Source organism: Miniphocaeibacter halophilus (assembly GCF_016458825.1).
GTDB classification, from domain to species: Bacteria; Bacillota; Clostridia; order Tissierellales; family Peptoniphilaceae; genus Miniphocaeibacter; species Miniphocaeibacter halophilus.
Window position 1 is genome coordinate 2,200,796 of sequence record NZ_CP066744.1, and the last position, 17,849, is coordinate 2,218,644.

The 17,849-nt window shown below is 29.0% G+C and carries 16 protein-coding genes and 1 other annotated feature; all 16 genes read right to left on the reverse strand.

The window, feature by feature from the left end; all coding sequences use genetic code 11:
• Positions 1-109: 109 nt before the first annotated feature.
• The 16 genes from JFY71_RS11020 to recJ all read right to left on the reverse strand — a co-directional run bounded on the left by JFY71_RS11020 (position 110) and on the right by recJ (position 17,764).
• The gene (locus tag JFY71_RS11020) at positions 110-1,849 is read right to left on the reverse strand and encodes a glycoside hydrolase family 2 protein (RefSeq protein ID WP_243660831.1); all 1,740 of its coding nucleotides are present in this window, start codon (positions 1,847-1,849) and stop codon (positions 110-112) included.
• A 161-nt stretch (positions 1,850-2,010) separates the two neighbouring features.
• A complete protein-coding gene (locus JFY71_RS11025; RefSeq protein WP_243660832.1) occupies positions 2,011-3,195 on the reverse strand; it encodes an aspartate aminotransferase family protein in 1,185 nt (394 codons plus the stop codon).
• Positions 3,196-3,205: 10 nt separating this feature from the next.
• Positions 3,206-3,436 (reverse strand): amino acid kinase family protein, encoded by a 231-nt coding sequence (locus JFY71_RS11030; protein WP_243660833.1) that lies wholly within the window; start codon positions 3,434-3,436, stop codon positions 3,206-3,208.
• Positions 3,426-4,082: an acetylglutamate kinase gene (gene argB / locus JFY71_RS11035; RefSeq protein ID WP_243660834.1), complete on the reverse strand. Its 657-nt coding sequence runs from the start codon at positions 4,080-4,082 to the stop codon at positions 3,426-3,428. The genes JFY71_RS11030 and argB overlap by 11 nt, the downstream gene beginning before the upstream one ends.
• Entirely contained in the window at positions 4,079-5,299 is a 1,221-nt protein-coding gene (gene argJ / locus JFY71_RS11040; RefSeq protein ID WP_243660835.1) for a bifunctional glutamate N-acetyltransferase/amino-acid acetyltransferase ArgJ, read from the reverse strand. Before argJ ends, argB begins: the two co-directional genes overlap by 4 nt.
• Before the next feature lie 16 nt (positions 5,300-5,315).
• Positions 5,316-6,356, reverse strand: coding sequence for an N-acetyl-gamma-glutamyl-phosphate reductase (gene argC / locus JFY71_RS11045; protein ID WP_243660836.1), 1,041 nt, complete (start codon positions 6,354-6,356; stop codon positions 5,316-5,318).
• 90 nt (positions 6,357-6,446) lie between these two features.
• On the reverse strand, positions 6,447-7,331 hold the full coding sequence (gene hslO / locus JFY71_RS11050; RefSeq protein WP_243660837.1) for an Hsp33 family molecular chaperone HslO: 885 nt from the start codon (positions 7,329-7,331) through the stop codon (positions 6,447-6,449).
• Between the two features lie 70 nt (positions 7,332-7,401).
• A complete protein-coding gene (locus JFY71_RS11055) occupies positions 7,402-7,605 on the reverse strand; it encodes a cold-shock protein (protein WP_099203027.1) in 204 nt (67 codons plus the stop codon).
• 142 nt (positions 7,606-7,747) lie between these two features.
• On the reverse strand, positions 7,748-8,479 hold the full coding sequence (locus tag JFY71_RS11060) for a class I SAM-dependent DNA methyltransferase (RefSeq protein WP_243660838.1): 732 nt from the start codon (positions 8,477-8,479) through the stop codon (positions 7,748-7,750).
• Positions 8,472-9,749, reverse strand: coding sequence for a bifunctional folylpolyglutamate synthase/dihydrofolate synthase (locus JFY71_RS11065; protein WP_243660839.1), 1,278 nt, complete (start codon positions 9,747-9,749; stop codon positions 8,472-8,474). The genes JFY71_RS11060 and JFY71_RS11065 overlap by 8 nt, the downstream gene beginning before the upstream one ends.
• Entirely contained in the window at positions 9,749-11,071 is a 1,323-nt protein-coding gene (locus JFY71_RS12135; protein ID WP_338041890.1) for a class I tRNA ligase family protein, read from the reverse strand. The genes JFY71_RS11065 and JFY71_RS12135 overlap by 1 nt, the downstream gene beginning before the upstream one ends.
• On the reverse strand, positions 10,995-12,392 hold the full coding sequence (gene valS / locus JFY71_RS12140) for a valine--tRNA ligase (RefSeq protein WP_338041868.1): 1,398 nt from the start codon (positions 12,390-12,392) through the stop codon (positions 10,995-10,997). The genes JFY71_RS12135 and valS overlap by 77 nt, the downstream gene beginning before the upstream one ends.
• Positions 12,393-12,493: 101 nt before the next feature.
• Positions 12,494-12,676, reverse strand: a binding site (T-box leader).
• Between the two features lie 42 nt (positions 12,677-12,718).
• A complete protein-coding gene (locus JFY71_RS11075) occupies positions 12,719-13,327 on the reverse strand; it encodes an MBL fold metallo-hydrolase (RefSeq protein ID WP_243660840.1) in 609 nt (202 codons plus the stop codon).
• 8 nt (positions 13,328-13,335) lie between these two features.
• Positions 13,336-13,788 carry a D-aminoacyl-tRNA deacylase gene (dtd, locus tag JFY71_RS11080; protein ID WP_243660841.1) on the reverse strand — a complete coding sequence of 151 codons (453 nt, stop codon included), beginning with the start codon at positions 13,786-13,788 and terminating at the stop codon, positions 13,336-13,338.
• Between the two features lie 17 nt (positions 13,789-13,805).
• Positions 13,806-15,965: a RelA/SpoT family protein gene (locus tag JFY71_RS11085; RefSeq protein ID WP_243660842.1), complete on the reverse strand. Its 2,160-nt coding sequence runs from the start codon at positions 15,963-15,965 to the stop codon at positions 13,806-13,808.
• Positions 15,966-16,039: 74 nt separating this feature from the next.
• On the reverse strand, positions 16,040-17,764 hold the full coding sequence (gene recJ / locus JFY71_RS11090) for a single-stranded-DNA-specific exonuclease RecJ (protein WP_243660843.1): 1,725 nt from the start codon (positions 17,762-17,764) through the stop codon (positions 16,040-16,042).
• Positions 17,765-17,849: the final 85 nt, after the last annotated feature.

Consider the following 17,849-nt stretch of genomic DNA (forward strand, 5'->3'; position numbering starts at 1 on the left):
TACAATAGTTTTACCTATTTAAAATAAACACTCGAAAATAGATTATCATATTTTAGAATTAATATCACTTAGATATTAAAAATATCTCACCTTTCGATGAGACATTTTTTTAAAGATTATTAACTTTCTTCTTATCATTTATTTCTTTTATTTTCGCTGGGTCAAATTTAAATTCATGATTTATATCTAATAGACCGTTGGTTTCCTGTTCAATATCTGTAGCTTGAGTATAGCAATAGCCGCAAATAATATCTGAATCGTAAATTGATTCCATTATCCTACTATAGGTTGTAATAAATTCTTCTTCACTTTTCGCAAAAGTATATCCCCAATCATCTGAATTGTCCTTTGACATTGAAATTCCACCAAATTCAGTAATCATAAAAGGCTCACCATTATATTTAAAACCTTTAGCATAAGGTAGTTTTTCTACAATATTATGCATTTCATCAATGTTTTTTAAGGATTTAGAAAATAGTTCATGCTGTTTATAATCTTGCTCTACACCATGCTTATATGTATGTAGGGCAGCAATATCTGTAGTAGTCTGTTCCCAACCATCGTTACCAATAACAAGTCTACTTTGGTCCAAACTTTTAGCTAGATAGTATAAGGCTTGTGAAAAAGCTTGTTGATGTAAATTATCATAAATTTTAGGTACTCCCCAACTTTCATTTAACATCCCCCAAACTACAATACTAGGACTATTGTAATCCCTTTTAATTACATCACACCATTCTTTTGTAAAATTACTTGCAGCTTCCGGTGTATAACTCCAAAAACTTGCCATTCCAATCCAAACTAAAAACCCTAACTTATCTGCCCAGTATAAAAATCTTGGATCTTCTACTTTTTCATGTTTTCTACAACCATTAAAACCCATTTCTTTAAATTTAATAATATCGGTTTTATAATCCTCGTCTGTAGGAGCTGTAATTAAACCATCTTTCCAGTATCCTTGATCTAAAATTAACTTATTATAATAAGGCAGGTTATTTAAATAAAATTTTCCATTTTCAACATGAACCTTTCTCATGCCAAAATATGTTTTAACAAAATCCTTAATATTATTTTCATTTGACAATTTTATTTCTACATCGTAAAGCACAGGATTTTCCGGTGTCCAATATCTACCTGTAAAATGGAAACTGCCTTCCATTGCCCTATTGCCAAATACATCTAAAACAATTTTATTTTGTAATTGATTGCATTTTAGTAAAGTTTCGTTAACGATTTCATAATTAAATTTAATTGAGAAATTTACTTCACAAGGTAGTTTACATCTTTTATCCAGTTCAAAACGTATTTCAACTTCTCCCCTATCTATATCAGGAGTCATATGCACATAGGATATGTTTGAGTTGTCAATAGGTTCCAACCAAACAGTCTGCCATATGCCAGTACTTGGGGTGTACCAAATGAATTCACTTTCTTCCTTCCAAAATTGTTTTCCTCGTGGAATAGTATCATCCTTTAGTGGATCATAAACCTCTACGGTTAAAATTTGCTCTTCATCTTCTAAAAAACGTGTTATATCAAAACTAAAAGAGGTATTTCCGCCTTTATGTGAACCGACTTTATTATTGTTTATAAAAACATCACAACTATAATCTACGGCTCCAAAATGTAATATTATATTTTTACCATTCCATTCCTTTGGAATATTGAATTTTCTCTCATATATTACAAAATCTGTTTTTATTCTTTCGTTAATTCCACTTAGCTTACTTTGGGGAACAAAAGGAACATTTATCTTTTTATTTTTATCATCATATTTAAAGTCCCACTCTCCATTTAAATTAATCCAATCTTTTCTAACAAAATTTGGACGTGGATATTCCTGTCTCATAATATACCTCCTATAGATATTTATATTGTTAATTTTATTATATCTAAATCTTAAAATAAAACATCTTAATAATATCTATATTTATATTGAAAAACTATAATCTTTTTAAACAAATAAAAAACAAGAACAAAATGTCCTTGTTTAATTTGCTCTTTAAATAATTAAAAAGACTTTTCCAATTTTCCTATCATTTCATCAATATTATTATTATCTATTATTAATGGTGGTAAAAATCGAAGAACATTTCCTTCAGCTGTTCCTATAACCAAGCCATTATTTAAACAGTTTTTAACAATATCGCCAACTTTTTTGTCGGAGGATAATTTTAATCCCCTCATTAATCCTATTCCCTTTTTTTCTAAAATGAAATCATATTTATTAACTAGTTCATCTAGTTTTTCTTCAAAATATAGAGAAGTTGATTTTACTTTCTTTAAAATTTCATCTTCTTTAAAAATATCTATAACTGTAGATATGGCTTTTCCTGCTAATGGATTTCCACCATAGGTCGTTCCATGGTCTCCTGGTTTTAATGAATCTTTAGCAGCTTTTTCATTTAGAAGAAATGCTCCCACTGGAATACCGTTGCCAATTGCCTTTGCTGTAGTTACAATATCCGGTTTTATACCAATTTCTAAATATCTATAAAAACTACCTGTCCTACCAACCCCACATTGTATTTCGTCTAGAATTAATAAAATATTTTTTTCATTACAAATTGATTCCAATTCTTTTAAAAAGTCATCATCAGCAACAGTTAACCCACCTTCGCCTTGAATAGGTTCAATAATTATTGCTGCGGTTTTTGTATTGATTAATTCTTTAACACTGGAAATATTATTAATTTCTGCAAATTTAACTCCCGGTAGTAATGGATAAAATGGTTCTCTGTAGGAGTCATTTCCTGTTACAGATAGGGCACCAATAGTTCTTCCATGAAAAGAATTCTTAAATGCTATTATTTCATAATCATCTTTTCCATTTTTTTCATAGGCAAATTTTTTAGCTACTTTTAAGGCACCTTCTATTGCTTCAGCTCCACTGTTAGTGAAAAAAACCTTGGACATTTTACTAACCTCTATAATTTTACTTGCAGCAGTTCCTATTTCCTCTGTATAAAATAAATTAGAAGTATGTAATAAATTTTCCACCTGTTCTTTAATACTATCTGTAAATTTTTTGTTACTGTATCCTAAACCAATTACACCTATTCCACTTAAAAAATCCAAATATTTTTTATCTTTATTGTCATAAAGATATACATCTTCCCCCTTTTTAAAAACTACCGGAAAGCGATTATAGGTTTTTAAAATATTGTCTTCTGCTAAATCTATATATTTATCCATTATTACTCCTTTATCTATATATTAAGGTTCCAATACCCTTTTTAGTAAATATTTCTAATAATAAACTGTGCATTTTTCTACCATCTAAAATATGGACTCTCTTTACACTATTTTTTGCTGCCCTAATACAATTTTCCATTTTAGGTAACATACCGCCATTTATTTTACCTTCTCTTATTAACTTTTGAGCTTCACTTATCGATATTCTAGAAATTAAAGAACTTTCATCATTAAAGTCCAAATAGAATCCTTCTGTATCTGTTAAAAATGCAAGTTTTTTCCGCCTCTAATGCTATTGCTATTTCGCTGGCAGCCTCATCTGCATTTATATTGTACATCTGGTAGTTTTTATCTAAACCTATTGGACAAATAACAGGTACATAGTCATCTTTAAGCAATGTGTTAATTAGTTGTGTATTAACCTTTGTAATATCACCAACAAAACCTATATCTACTTCATCGACTTTTTTCTTTTTAACACGTAACATAGAGCCGTCTTTGCCACTTAAGCCTACTGCTTTAACTCCTAAACTTTCCATATGGGATACTAAACCCTTGTTAACGCCACCAAGAACCATTTCTACTATTTTCATTGTATCGGAATCAGTTATCCTAAATCCGTTATAAAATTCAGACTTCATTCCATTTAATTCAACCCATTTAGTAATTTCATTTCCTCCACCATGGACAATTACAGGATGAATACCAACTGATTTCAATAGGGCAACATCTCTCATTACACTTTCTTTTAGGGTTTCATCTAACATAGCCGAACCACCATATTTAATTACTATTACCTTGTTATGAAATTTTTGAATATAAGGCAAAGCCTCAATTAAAATATTAGCCTTATCCTCTACATTATTTGAATTAGATGTATTTATCATGATCTATACTCTCCATTTATTCTTACATATTCATAAGTTAAGTCACAACCCCATGCTGTTGCTTCACAATTACCTTCTTTTAGATCAATTAATGCTAAAACTTCTTTTTGTGATAAAATTTCTACAGCCTTTTCTTCATTAAATTTTTCTGCAACTCCATTTTTAACAATCTCTATATTTCCAGCTGTACTTATGAAGTTTAAATCTACCTTAAGTGGGTCAAAATGCTCTCCTGCATAACCCATAGCACAGAAAATCCTACCCCAATTTGCATCATTGCCAAATAATGCCGCTTTAGTTAAATTTGAAGTTACAACTGATTTAGCAATTTTTTTAGCCTGTTTTACAGTAGAAGCTCCCTTAACCTTAACTTCAAATAATTTAGTTGCTCCTTCTCCATCTTCAGCAATTTTTTTAGCTAAATAAGTAAAAACATACTTTAGTGCATCTTTAAATTTGTTATATTCTTCAGTTTCTTTAGTAATTTTATTGTTTTTTGCCAATCCATTTGCCATAACTAAGACTGTATCATTTGTAGATGTGTCTCCATCTACTGAAATCATATTAAAAGTATCATCTACAATTTCTTTAGTACATTTCTTTAATAATAAATCATCAATACTAATATCAGTAGTTATAAAAGCTAACATTGTACACATATCGGGATGAATCATTCCGGAACCTTTGCATATTCCGGCTATTTTTACGATTTTATTATCCAACTCCAACTCAACAGCTATTTCCTTCTTTTTAGTATCTGTAGTTAAAATAGCTTCAGCCGTTAAATTAGCACTTTCACTTGAATTGTTTAAATTTTTTCTTAGTAGACTAACACCGTTTATTATCTTATCCATTGGCAATTTAGCTCCAATTAATCCTGTTGAAGCTAATAATACGGAATTTTTATCTAAGTTAAAAATTTCTTCAGCCTCTAATGCTGTTTCTTCACAATGTTTTAGTCCCTCTGTTCCTACTGCAGCATTTGCAATTCCGCTATTTATAATTATTAATTGGGATTTTAAATTATCATCAACTATTTTTCTGTCCCAAACTACAGGAGCTGCTTTAACAATATTTTGTGTAAAAGTACCAGCTATACTTGCCGGCACTTCACTATAAATTGCAGCCATATCCAGACTATCCTTTTTAATTCCCGCCTTAACTCCTGTAGAATAAAAACCCTTTGGAGAAACAATACCTCCTTCGATTTCTTTCATACACACTCCTTATCTATTATGGAAACAAGGGAACTTGTTCCAACCCTTCATTTTCTTTTAGTCCATACATAATGTTCATATTCTGAACAGCCTGTCCTGCTGCCCCTTTTATTAAATTATCTATTGCAGAGATAACAACAACTCTATTTGTTCTATTGTCAATTTTAAAGTTTATATCTACAAAATTACTACTTGAAACCCATCTGGTTTCTGGAAATACATTTTCTTCTAAAAGTCTAATAAAATATTCATTTCCATAGTATTTATTATATATTTCCTTTAAATCGAAATAATTTACCTTACTTAGTAAATTTAAATATGAAGTTGTTAATATTCCTCTGTTCATTGGAACCAAATGTGGGGTAAAATTAACAATAACATTTTCTCCTGCTCCATAGCCAAGTTGCTCTTCAATCTCTGGTGTATGTCTATGGCTTGTTATTCCGTAAGCCTTAATACTTTCGTTTACTTCACAAAATAAACTTGCAACAGAACTACCTCTTCCTGCTCCGGAAGTACCGGATTTTGCATCTATAATAATACTATTTAAATCCACCAACTTTTCCCTAACTAATGGATATAGGGAAAGAATAGATGCTGTAGTGTAACACCCTGGATTAGCTAAAATCCTAGTTTTTTTAATCTTTTCTCGATTTATTTCACATAGACCATATACTGCTTCATCAATATACTCAGGAGATTTGTGTTCCAAGTTATACCATGAAGTGTAGATATCCAAATCTTTAATTCTAAAATCCGCACTTAAATCAATTACTCTTACCTTACTTAATAATTCCTCATTAATTATCCCGGAACAATATCCCTGTGGAGTAGCAGTAAATATTAAGTCTACTTCATTGACCAAGTCATTAATATCTCCACCAACACATTTCTTATCTAATAGTTTAAAAAAATTACCATATATTCTATGGTAATCCTCTCCAAGATAACTTTGTGAATACAACCATTTAATTTCAACTTCCTTATGCTGTAGTAATAACCTTACTAATTCTCCACCTGCATAGCCAGTTGAACCAACAATTCCTACTTTAATCATTTATTTCATCCTTTATATAAAATATTTAATACATTATATCACAAATAATAACAATCTTCTATAATTCATTAATGACAGAAAAAGCAAGGACTAAATCCTTGCTTTTTCCAGTAAATCTTTAATTTCTTCTTCAGTAAAATTATATTTTTTATTACAATAACTACAAGTTAATTCAATTTGGTGATCTTCTTCTATAATTTTGTTAATTTCCTCTTCACCAATAGACAATAATGCCTTTTCTATCCTATCTCTATTACAGTCGCATTTGTATATTCTATCTTCTATTTCTAAAATTTCTACTTCCATTTCCTTGAAAAATATTTTTAAAATCTCCTCAGGTGATTCGTATTTATTAAACAAAGAACTTACAGGTGGAAGATTATTAATACATTTTTCCAATATATCAATGTCCTCATCTGTATAACCTGGTAATGCTTGAATGAAAATACCTCCAGCTGATTTAACAGAATAATCTGTATCTACTAACACTCCAAGTGTAACAACTGTAGGTAATTGATCGGATTGATAAAAATAATTTGCAAAATCCTCTGCAATTTCCCCTGAAACCAAACTTGTTTGACCAGTATAAGGTTCCCCGAAACCAAAATCATGTATTACTGCTAATGCACCATTTTTTCCTACAAAAGATCCAACGTCTAATTTATTATTTTCAACTATACTTGGAATATCTACTTGTAGGTTTTGAATATATGATTTAATATTTCCCTTGGAATTTATTTCTGAAATAAGCATTCCTGAAGGTCCATCACCTTTGACTTTTAAAATTATTTTTTCTTTTTCATTTTTTATATCTGACCCCATTATTGCAGCCATAGTCGTTAATCTGCCTAGTGCAGCTGTAGCTGTAGTAGAAGTATTGTGAGTTCTTCTCATCTCTTCTATTATTTCAGTTGAATTTATAATAAAAAATCTTATTGTTTCATTTTTATTAATTGCTCTATATAATTTGCTCATATATCCTCCAATTACAAAAGCCCCTAAATAATTAGGGGCTTTGGTTTACTTCTAAAATATATTTTGTACTTTATAATTTAACTACATTAGAAGCTTGTGGACCTTTTGTTCCTTCAACTACTTCGAATTCTACTTCTTGTCCTTCATCTAAAGTTCTGAAATCTCCATTATCTTCTAAAGCTGAATAGTGAACGAAAACGTCTTCTCCTTCTTCTGTAGATATAAATCCAAATCCTTTAGTTGCATTAAACCATTTTACTTTGCCTTTTGCCATTTAAAAAATCCTCCAAAAAAAATAAACGAACTCAACGATAATGTCCATCGTTGATACGCGTAGCTTTGCTACAATTTAACTATACCATAATTAAATATAAAATGCAAGAAATATTGAAAAATACATATTTATATTAAGTAGGTTATTTAATGGCTGTAAATAAAATTCTCTGACTATTTTCAGTAACCTTATTTCCACTATCGAAATCTTTATAAGAGATGTTTTTAAAACCAGCTTTTTTCAACAGTTTCATTATATAATCTACAGAATAAATCTTTTCGCTTTGTTCTTCTCTTATTCTTCTATACAAGCCATTTTCTTCTATAAAAAAATCTAAAACAAAATCAACAATATTTTCTTCTTCGTCTAAAAAATTTTGCCATGTATAAAAAATATTCTCATATTCAAATACAAATGTATTATTTCCTAGGACTTTCTTTAATTTATTTTCAGAATTAATATCAAAAATAAAGGCAGAATCCTTTTTTAAACTATTGTATATATTTTTAAAGGCTGAAAACAACCTATCTTCTTCTAAAATATAATTTATTGTGTCTAGTGTACTTATGGCTAAATCAAAGAAATTATTTAAACTAAAATCTGAAATATCGGCATTTAATAATGTAATGTCCTTTTTTTCTATAAGATTATTACTGGCAATTTCTAACATTTCCTGACTTAAGTCAATTCCAATATAGGAATCTGTTTCAAAATTCATTCTTTTTGTTAAATTTCCAGTTCCTATTCCTATTTCAAGTATATTTTTGGGAACAATACTATTTTTATCTAACTCAACATTTATAGTATTGTAATAAAAATCATAATCTATATCAAAAACCAGTTTGTTATATATTTCTGCAAAGTCACTATACATACTTATCTCCATTATTATTTTTATAGTTAAAGATCTTTTTAATTTCTCCAACTAAATATAAAGAGCCTGTTATTAAAACTAAATCCTCTTTTTTAATATTATTTACTATAAAGTCTTTAATTTCTTTAATATTATTTATTATTATATACTGTTTCTTTTGTAAATTAACCAAATTCATTATTTTTTCCGGTTCTATGGCTCTTTCATAATCAATTTTGGTGAAAATAACAATTTTAGCCTTAGATATAATCTTCTCTAATTTATTAAAAATATTTTTGTCATTCATAGATCCTACTATTAAAATAAAATCTTCTATATTTAAATATTCTATATTTTTATTTAAAATTTCCAGGCCTTCATCATTATGGGCACCATCTACGATAACAGTTGGATTATAATTAATTTTTTCCATTCTTCCTTCAAATTGAATGCTATTAATTTTTTCCCTTATAACATCCATATTATATTCAATATCCAATAATAAAAAAGCCTGTAAGGCTAAACAAATATTATATACTTGATGTTTTCCAATCATCGATGTATGAAATTCTTCTGACAAGTATGTAAAATCCGAACCATTAAGGTTCATATTTAAAATTTTTACATCTTCTTTATTTAAAAAACTTAAATTTGAATGTTTTTCTAAAGCTTCTTTTTCTATTAGCCTATCGACAATTGATGTATGAGAATAGGAAACAACTTTTGAGCAAGGTTTAATTATACCGGATTTATGATAGGCTATTTCCTCTAGTGAATTTCCTAAAATATTAACATGGTCATAACCAATAGTTGTTATAATGGATAGTATATTATTTGAAAAAATATTTGTAATATCATACCTTCCACCTATGCCGGCCTCCAATATTATATATTCTACTTTTTCATATTTAAATACAAGCAAGGCTACTATTAAGGATAATTCAAAATAGGTTAATTTATTTTTTAATTCATCTGCCAATGTATTTTTTATTTTTTTTACAATATTAATAAAACTTTCTTTAGAAATAATCTTATTATTTACTTTAAATCTTTCCCTGTAATCTACTAAATGGGGAGATATAAAATGTCCAATACTTTTATTTGAACCTTCAATAAAATTACTTAAAAAAGTCCCAACTGTACCTTTACCATTTGTTCCGGCTATTTGAATAATCTTAAAATCCGATTCTTTTATTTTAAAAAGAGCAAGGACCTCTTTAAAATTATTAAAGTCCTTGCAATGTCCATATTTTACATCCTCCAAATATGCTAAAGCTTCTTCAAATTTCATTACAATTTTGCCTTAATTCCTTCTATTGAACTATTTACTTCCTTAAGCATTCCCTCATATTTTACTAATTTATCTCTTTCTTCCTGTACAACTTTTTCAGGTGCCTTAGAAGTAAATTTTTCATTTGACAATTTTCCACTAGCTCTCTTTATTTCAGACTGTAATTTTTCCGCTTCTTTTTCCAGTCTTTCCAATTCCTTAGAGTAATCAACTAAATCTGCTAAAGGTATGAAAATCTTAAATTTATTTTGTACTATTGAAATAGCATCTATATTTTCATCTAAATCCTCATCTAAAAACTTAATACTTGAAGCTCCACCTAGAGTTTTAAAATGTTCTGTCAGTTCTTTTAGCGTGTCTATGGAATTCTTGTCCTTACTAGTAAATATTAGTTCTGCTTTTTTACTTGGTGCAATATTTAATTCTGCTCTTGCATTTCTAATAGACTTAATTGCATTTATCATTATATCTATTTTTTCTTCTTCATCTTTATATTCATAGTTAGGCTTATATTTTGGCCAAGTTTCATTAATAAGCATATCCTTTTTATTTGGCATAATAGAATAAATTTCCTCAGTTATATAAGGCATAAAAGGATGAAGTAATTTTAAAACTATATCCAATACATGAATTAATGTACTTTGTGCTTTTATGCTTCTTTCTAAATCCGAATTATAAAGTCTGGATTTTACTAATTCTATATACCAGTCACAAAACTCGTTCCAAACAAAGTCATAAATTTTATCTGCTGCTAATCCTATTTCATACTTATCTATATTTTCATCTACATTTTTAATTAGATTATTAGCTCGTGAAATTATCCATTTATCTACATTTTCAAGTTCTAATTCATCAATGTTTTTTATATTATCCTCATCTAAATTCATAAAGATAAAACGAGTAGCATTCCATAATTTATTAGCGAAGTTTCTATTAGCCTCTACTCTTTCCATATAGAATCTCATATCATTGCCTGGAGAATTACCGGTTACTAAAGTAAATCTTAAAGCGTCTGCACCATATTGGTCAATTACTTCTAATGGGTCAATACCATTATTTAAGGATTTACTCATCTTTCTTCCTTGAGAATCCCTAATTAGACCGGTAAAATACACATCTTTAAAAGGTACTTTGCCCATATTGTACAATGATGAAAATACCATTCTAATTACCCAGAAAAATATAATATCGTACCCTGTAACTAAAACATCTGTTGGAAAGAAATATTCTAAATCAGGTGTTTTTTCAGGCCAGCCTAAAGTTGAAAATGGCCAAAGAGCAGACGAAAACCAAGTATCTAAAGTATCTGGATCCTGTCTTATATTTGTACTTCCACAGGCACATTTTTTCCGGCCTTTCCTTAGAAACTATTATTTCTCCACAATCATCACAATAATATATTGGAATTCTATGTCCCCACCAAAGTTGACGAGAAATAGTCCAATCTCTAGTTCCAGTAAGCCAATTTTCATAAACTTTTCCAAGTCTGGAAGGTATTAAATTAAGCTCTCCATTCTTATATACTTCAAGGGCCTCTTTAGCAAAGTTTTCCATTTTAACAAACCATTGTTTAGAAATAACCGGCTCAATTACAGTTCCACATCTTTCACAATGACCTACAGAATGCTCATGGTCTTCAATTTTATCCAGAAGCCCTAGTTTTTCTAAATCCTCTACAATGGCTTTTCTTGCTTCACTTCTTTCCATTCCGGAATATTTTCCATATCCTTCAGGAATATAACCCTTTTCATCAATAACTACACATTGACCTAGATTATGTCTTGCTCCTACTTCAAAGTCATTAGGGTCATGAGAAGGTGTTATTTTAACCATTCCTGTTCCAAATTCCATTTCAACATATTCATCGGAAATAATTGGAATTTCTCTATTTACTAAAGGTAGAACTAAAGTTTCTCCTACTATATCTTTATAGCGTTCATCATTAGGATTAACTGCAACAGCTAAGTCTCCTAGCATTGTTTCAGGTCTAGTTGTTGCAATTACAATGTACCCCTCTTTATTTTTGAAAGGATATCTTATATGCCATAAATGTCCACTTTCATCTTTATGAACAACTTCTGCATCAGAAACTGCAGTACCACAACTTACACACCAATTTACAATCCTATCTCCCCTGTAAATTAAACCATCATTATACATTTTAATAAAGACTTCTTGAACTGCATTGGAAAGATTATCATCTAGTGTAAAGGCTTCTCTTGACCAGTCACAAGAAACCCCTAATTTTTCTAATTGGTTTTTAATATTTCCACCATATTCATAGGTCCATTCCCAAGCTTCTTTAAGAAATTCTTCTCTTCCAAGTTCAGCCTTTGTTTTTCCTTCACTTTCAATTTTTTGTACTACCTTCATTTCAGTGGAAATACTGGCATGGTCTGTACCTGGAACCCATAGTGCAGAATAACCCTGCATTCTTTTTCTTCTAATTAGAATATCCTGTAGGGTATTATTTAATGCATGACCTAAATGTAAATTACCTGTTACATTTGGAGGTGGCATTACAATTGTAAATGGTTTTTTATTCTCATCTATTTTTGCAACAAAATACTCTCCGTCTTTCCATGTTTTGTAAATTCTATCTTCAAAACTCTTAGGATTATAATTCTTATCTAAATTTTTCAATTATCTTCTCCTTATAAATTCATATTAAAATTACTATTTTAATATACTATCATCAATTTAGCATATTTATAATTAAGTAAATCAAATAAAAAACCCCTCATCCTTAGGACGAAGGGTTCGCGGTACCACCTAATTTTCATAATAAATATGACTCTCTTAATTATAAAGTAATCAACTTTAACACTCCAAAGCAACCTTCATTTAAAAATTACTTAGGAAATTTTCACCAATATTTCCCTCTCTTTAAAGATTTTTAAACTACTCCTCTTTTTCACAGTGTTTTTATATTTAACTATAAAAGATTTTACAATAAATAAACTATAAAATCAAGATATAAAAGGATTGCTTATCCTTTCCCTACCAATTGTACTATCTGAATTATGTCCAGGGTGAATTATTAAATCATCGTCTAATAACATTAATTTATTAAGGGATTTTTTTAATTCTTCAAAATTACTAGTTGGTAAATCCGTTCTACCAACTGAACCTGCAAATATTGTATCCCCTGTAAATATATGACCATCCATTAAAATACACATTCCTCCTTGTGTATGTCCTGGAGTATGAATAATTTTTAATTCATTATTTTCGAAATTTATAATATCCCCTTCTTTAACATAGTGGTCAGCTTCTAATGATATATCGCCATACATTTGGCTAGATAAATTTAACTCTGGTGAATTTAATAAATCTTTTTCTTCAATATGTGCATATATTGGAATATTATAAAGTTTTTTTAATTCTTCTACTGAACCAATATGATCTGCATGACCATGTGTTAGTATAATAAATTTAGGTTTTAAATTTCTCTCTTCTAAAATATTTTTTATTCCATTAAAGTCATAGCCCGGATCAATTATAAAACAATTTTCATTTTCTACAACAATATAAACATTTTCAACTAAAGATCTTGTAACATATTTTATTATTTCCATACAGACTCCTAATATAATTTACTACTATCTAATTGAATAGTTACAGGGCCGTCATTAATTAAAGAAATTTCCATATCAGCTGCAAATTTTCCGGTTTCTACCTTTAAATTTGAGTCATTTTTCAATTTTTCAACAAATAATTCATAGTATTCATTTGCCTTTTCATGTTTTGCAGAATTAATAAAGCTAGGTCTATTACCCTTCCTAGCATCTCCATATAGGGTAAATTGAGAAACAACTAAAAATTCTCCCTCAATATCCATAATAGATTTATTCATTTTACCTTCTTCGTCTTCAAATATTCTTAAATTCATAACCTTGTTTTTTATATAATCAATATCCTTCAACTCATCGTCAACATTTACTGCAACAAATACTAAAAATCCTTGATTGATTTCTCCTATTATTTCATTGTCAACTTTTACAGACGCTTCTTTTACTCTTTGAACTATTGCTCTCATATTGCTCCTTTAATTAACTACATTTTAACTCTGTAAACATCTAATGTTCCTTTTACAGATCTAATCATAGACAAAACATCCTCTATTTGCTTTGCATGTTTTACTTCAACTATTAAATTAATATCGAAGGTTTTATCCTTGTTTTTAACAACATTCATACCTCTGGTGTCAATGCCAAGTTCGGAAATTTTTTGTGTTAGGTTTGCTAAATAACCAAATCTATCAAATGCTATAACTTTTATTTCCACATTGTAATTTGATTCTTCAGTATTATCCCAAGAAACCTCTATTAATCGATTTTGATCATCAACATTTAATATATTTGAACAGTCTTTTCTATGAACAGAAACTCCTCTTCCCCTTGTAATATAGCCTACAATTTCATCTCCTGGAACCGGATTACAACACTTAGCAATTTTTATTTGAATATTATCAACACCTTTCAAAATTATTCCATGTTCAGAACTAATTGGCGTTTTACTTTTTTGATAGTTTTCCTGTAATTCTTCAACAGAATCCTCTGTATGATAATATTCTTTATGAAGTTCTTTTAATTTTGGCATAACCTGTGTTAAAGGTGTTGTTCCAAATCCTATAGATGCGTACATATCATCCATATTTTTAAAACTCATCCTCTCCCTAACAGATTCCAGCCAATCATCTTTTAATATTTCATTAAAGGTAAAGCCTTGTTTCCTTACTTCTTTTTCAAGCATATCCCTACCCTTAATAATATTATTGTCTCTTTCTTTCTTCTTAAAGTATTGTTTAATCTTGGTTTTTGCCTGAGATGATTTTACAATTTTCAACCAGTCCATACTTGGACCTGTAGAGTTTGAAGAAGTGAGAATTTCTACAATGTTACCTGTTTTTAACTTATAGGTTAAAGGAACTATTCTCCCGTCAACTTTAGCCCCAACACATTTATTACCTACAGCAGAATGGACTCTATAGGCAAAGTCAATTGGAGTCGAACCTTCCGGAAGGTCAATTACATCTCCTTTTGGTGAAAATACAAATACCTCATCCATGGAAAAGTCATCTTTAATCGTATTGATAAACTCTCGAGAGTCGGATAAATCCTTTTGCCATTCCATTAACTCCCTAATCCAGCTTAATTTTTGGTCAAGAGATGACTGTTTACCTGTAGTTCCTTCCTTGTATTTCCAATGTGCAGCAATACCGTATTCTGCTGTTCTGTGCATTTCCCAGGTTCTTATTTGAACTTCGAAAATTTCTCCTCTTGGACCTATTACAGTTGTGTGTAAGGACTGATATAAGTTCGGCTTAGGCATAGCAATATAATCTTTAAATCTACCAGGTATTGGCTTCCATAAAGTATGAACTGCACCTAACACACCATAGCAGTTTTTAATACTATCTGTAATAACACGTACTGCTGATAAATCAAAAAGTTCTTCAAAGGCTTTGCCTTGTTGATACATTTTTTTATAAATGCTATATATACTTTTAGGTCTACCGCTTATTTCCCCACTAATATTTAGTTCATCTAAAGCTAAATTTAAAACCATTATAATATCTTGAATAAAAGATTCTCTTTCTTTTCTTTTTAGTTTAACTTTTTCTACTAATTCATAATAAATTTCCGGTTCTAAATATCGTAAACTTAAATCTTCTAACTCCCATTTGATTGTATTAATTCCTAGTCTATGAGCTAAGGGTGCATAAATTTGCAAAGTTTCTGTAGCTTTTTCAATTTGCTTATTTCTATTCATATACTCTAATGTTCTCATATTATGAAGTCTATCAGCTAATTTAACAATAACTACTCTTATATCCTTTGACATAGCAAGGACCATTTTTCTTAAATTCTCTGCTTGATTTTCCTGTTTGGATTTGTAGCTTAATTTCTTTAATTTTGTTACTCCATCTACAAGTTTAGTCACTTCCTCTCCAAACATATCCTGCATAGAATCATAGGAAAAGTCTGTATCTTCTAATATATCATGAAGTAATCCTGCCATTATAGTTGCATCATCCATGTTTAAATCAGCTAGTATATTCGCTACAGCAACTGGATGAATAAAATACGGCTCTCCAGAACTTCTAAATTGGCCTTCATGTTTTTCTTCGGCTAAATTATATGCCTTTGTTATTAATTCCCTATTCGTTTCCGGATTATACAATTCTATTTTAGCTAATAATTCTTCAAGCATATTTATACACCTCCTTTTAAAGTATAAATAATAGTATAATATTAACATATATTTAATTTATGCTCAATTATATATTATCTTACTTCCTTTATAACCAATTGTATATTCTTGTTTCCATTAAATTCATTTATATTAGGGTAGTATACAATATCAACAAATTTATTTGTATAATTATTAGTATTAAATTTATTTTCAAGATAATTTAATAATTCACTAACATCTCCAAAATAAATTCCCTCCATAAGTCTATTTCTTATGTCAAATTGAAATTTAATAACATTCTTATTTTTCCCAATAATATCCAATTTATTTATTTTTATATCTTTATCGCCAAAAACAGGCTTACTATTACCCTTACCAAAAGGCTCCAAGGTATTAATTTCATCTATAATGTCGAAAGTTAATTCATTTGCGTATAATTGTGAGTCTAAATAGATTTTTGGAGTCAGGTCATCTTCCTCTAATGGATTATTTTCATTTAATAAACTTGAAAATTCCTCAAAAAGTTCTTCTTTAATAGATAAACCTGCTGCCATAGGATGTCCACCAAAAGAATTTAGCATACTATTGTATTTGTTAATTTCTTCAAACATATTATATTCATCTATACTTCTTCCAGACCCTTTTAATATTCCATCTTCACTAGAAGAAGTAAAAACAATTGTAGGTTTATAATATTTTTCTTTTATTCTACCTGCAATAATTCCAGCTATACTTTCATGTATACTTTTTTCTTTTACAATTAAGATATTGTTTTTATTTAAATTTTCGTCTACAATAATCTTTTCAACTTTTTCAAGACCTTCTTCTGTTAGTTTTTTTCTTTCATTATTTAAACTTACGAGTTTTTTTGCAATTTCTTCAATTTTAAGCATATTTTCTTCTAAAAATAACTCTATTCCCAGTGTTGCACTATCAAGTCTTCCAGCCGCATTAATACATGGACCAATAATAAAACCTAAAGCATAGGTGTTAACTTCTGTTTTTAATCCAGTTTCCTTTATTAAGCATTTTAAACCATAATTTTCTGTATTATTAATTCTCTTTAATCCTTCAATTACAAAGTATCTATTTTCATCGACTAAATCAACTACATCACAAACAGTTCCCATAGCTACATATTCTAATAAATCAAGCATATATTCCCTATCACCATCTAATTTATCATAAAGTGCTTGAACAAGTTTAAAAGCCACTCCTGCCCCACATAGTTTTTTAAATGGGTAGGAACAATCCTGTCTATTTGGGTTTAAAACTGCATCTGCCATAGGTAGAACATCTACTCCATTTTCATTCTTTACCTGGTGATGATCCGTTACTATTACTTTTAAACCTTTTGATTTTGCATATTCTACAACATCAAAAGATGTTATACCATTATCACAAGTTATTATTAAATCAACTTTTTCCTCTACAGCACTATCTACAATTCTCTTAGATATTCCATAACCATCCTCTACTCTGTGGGGAATAGCGTAGGAAATATTTTCGTTGTAAATCATAATTCCATCAATTAAAGTCATAGTAGCTGAATTTCCATCTTGGTCATAATCACCAACAATTCTAATATGCTCATAATTATTAATGGAATCTATTAACATATCAACTGCCTTGTCCATGTCCTTCATTAAAAAAGGATTATGAACAGAATTTTCATAAGTCGGATTTAAAAATTTATGCATATCTTTTTCATCGATATTCCTATTAACAAGTAATTTTGTAATTATTGGATTTATATCATATTTTTTACTAATTATTCTATAATCTACTTTACTTCCTTTAATAAACCATTTACTCATTTTTCACCTTTAAAATATTAAATGAAACAATCTTTTTAAATAATAATCTATAAAAAAATAAAATATTTGATAAAATCAAATATTT

What these genes read in the sequence shown, in the direction of transcription:
- JFY71_RS11020 (WP_243660831.1), bottom strand. Translation starts at nt 1,849, where the DNA reads ATGAGACAGGAATATCCACGTCCAAATTTTGTTAGAAAAGATTGGATT.
- JFY71_RS11025 (WP_243660832.1), bottom strand. Translation starts at nt 3,195, where the DNA reads ATGGATAAATATATAGATTTAGCAGAAGACAATATTTTAAAAACCTAT.
- argB (WP_243660834.1), bottom strand. Translation starts at nt 4,082, where the DNA reads ATGATAAATACATCTAATTCAAATAATGTAGAGGATAAGGCTAATATT.
- argJ (WP_243660835.1), bottom strand. Translation starts at nt 5,299, where the DNA reads ATGAAAGAAATCGAAGGAGGTATTGTTTCTCCAAAGGGTTTTTATTCT.
- argC (WP_243660836.1), bottom strand. Translation starts at nt 6,356, where the DNA reads ATGATTAAAGTAGGAATTGTTGGTTCAACTGGCTATGCAGGTGGAGAA.
- hslO (WP_243660837.1), bottom strand. Translation starts at nt 7,331, where the DNA reads ATGAGCAAATTATATAGAGCAATTAATAAAAATGAAACAATAAGATTT.
- JFY71_RS11055 (WP_099203027.1), bottom strand. Translation starts at nt 7,605, where the DNA reads ATGGCAAAAGGCAAAGTAAAATGGTTTAATGCAACTAAAGGATTTGGA.
- JFY71_RS11060 (WP_243660838.1), bottom strand. Translation starts at nt 8,479, where the DNA reads ATGTATAGTGACTTTGCAGAAATATATAACAAACTGGTTTTTGATATA.
- JFY71_RS11065 (WP_243660839.1), bottom strand. Translation starts at nt 9,749, where the DNA reads ATGAAATTTGAAGAAGCTTTAGCATATTTGGAGGATGTAAAATATGGA.
- JFY71_RS11075 (WP_243660840.1), bottom strand. Translation starts at nt 13,327, where the DNA reads ATGGAAATAATAAAATATGTTACAAGATCTTTAGTTGAAAATGTTTAT.
- dtd (WP_243660841.1), bottom strand. Translation starts at nt 13,788, where the DNA reads ATGAGAGCAATAGTTCAAAGAGTAAAAGAAGCGTCTGTAAAAGTTGAC.
- JFY71_RS11085 (WP_243660842.1), bottom strand. Translation starts at nt 15,965, where the DNA reads ATGCTTGAAGAATTATTAGCTAAAATAGAATTGTATAATCCGGAAACG.
- recJ (WP_243660843.1), bottom strand. Translation starts at nt 17,764, where the DNA reads ATGAGTAAATGGTTTATTAAAGGAAGTAAAGTAGATTATAGAATAATT.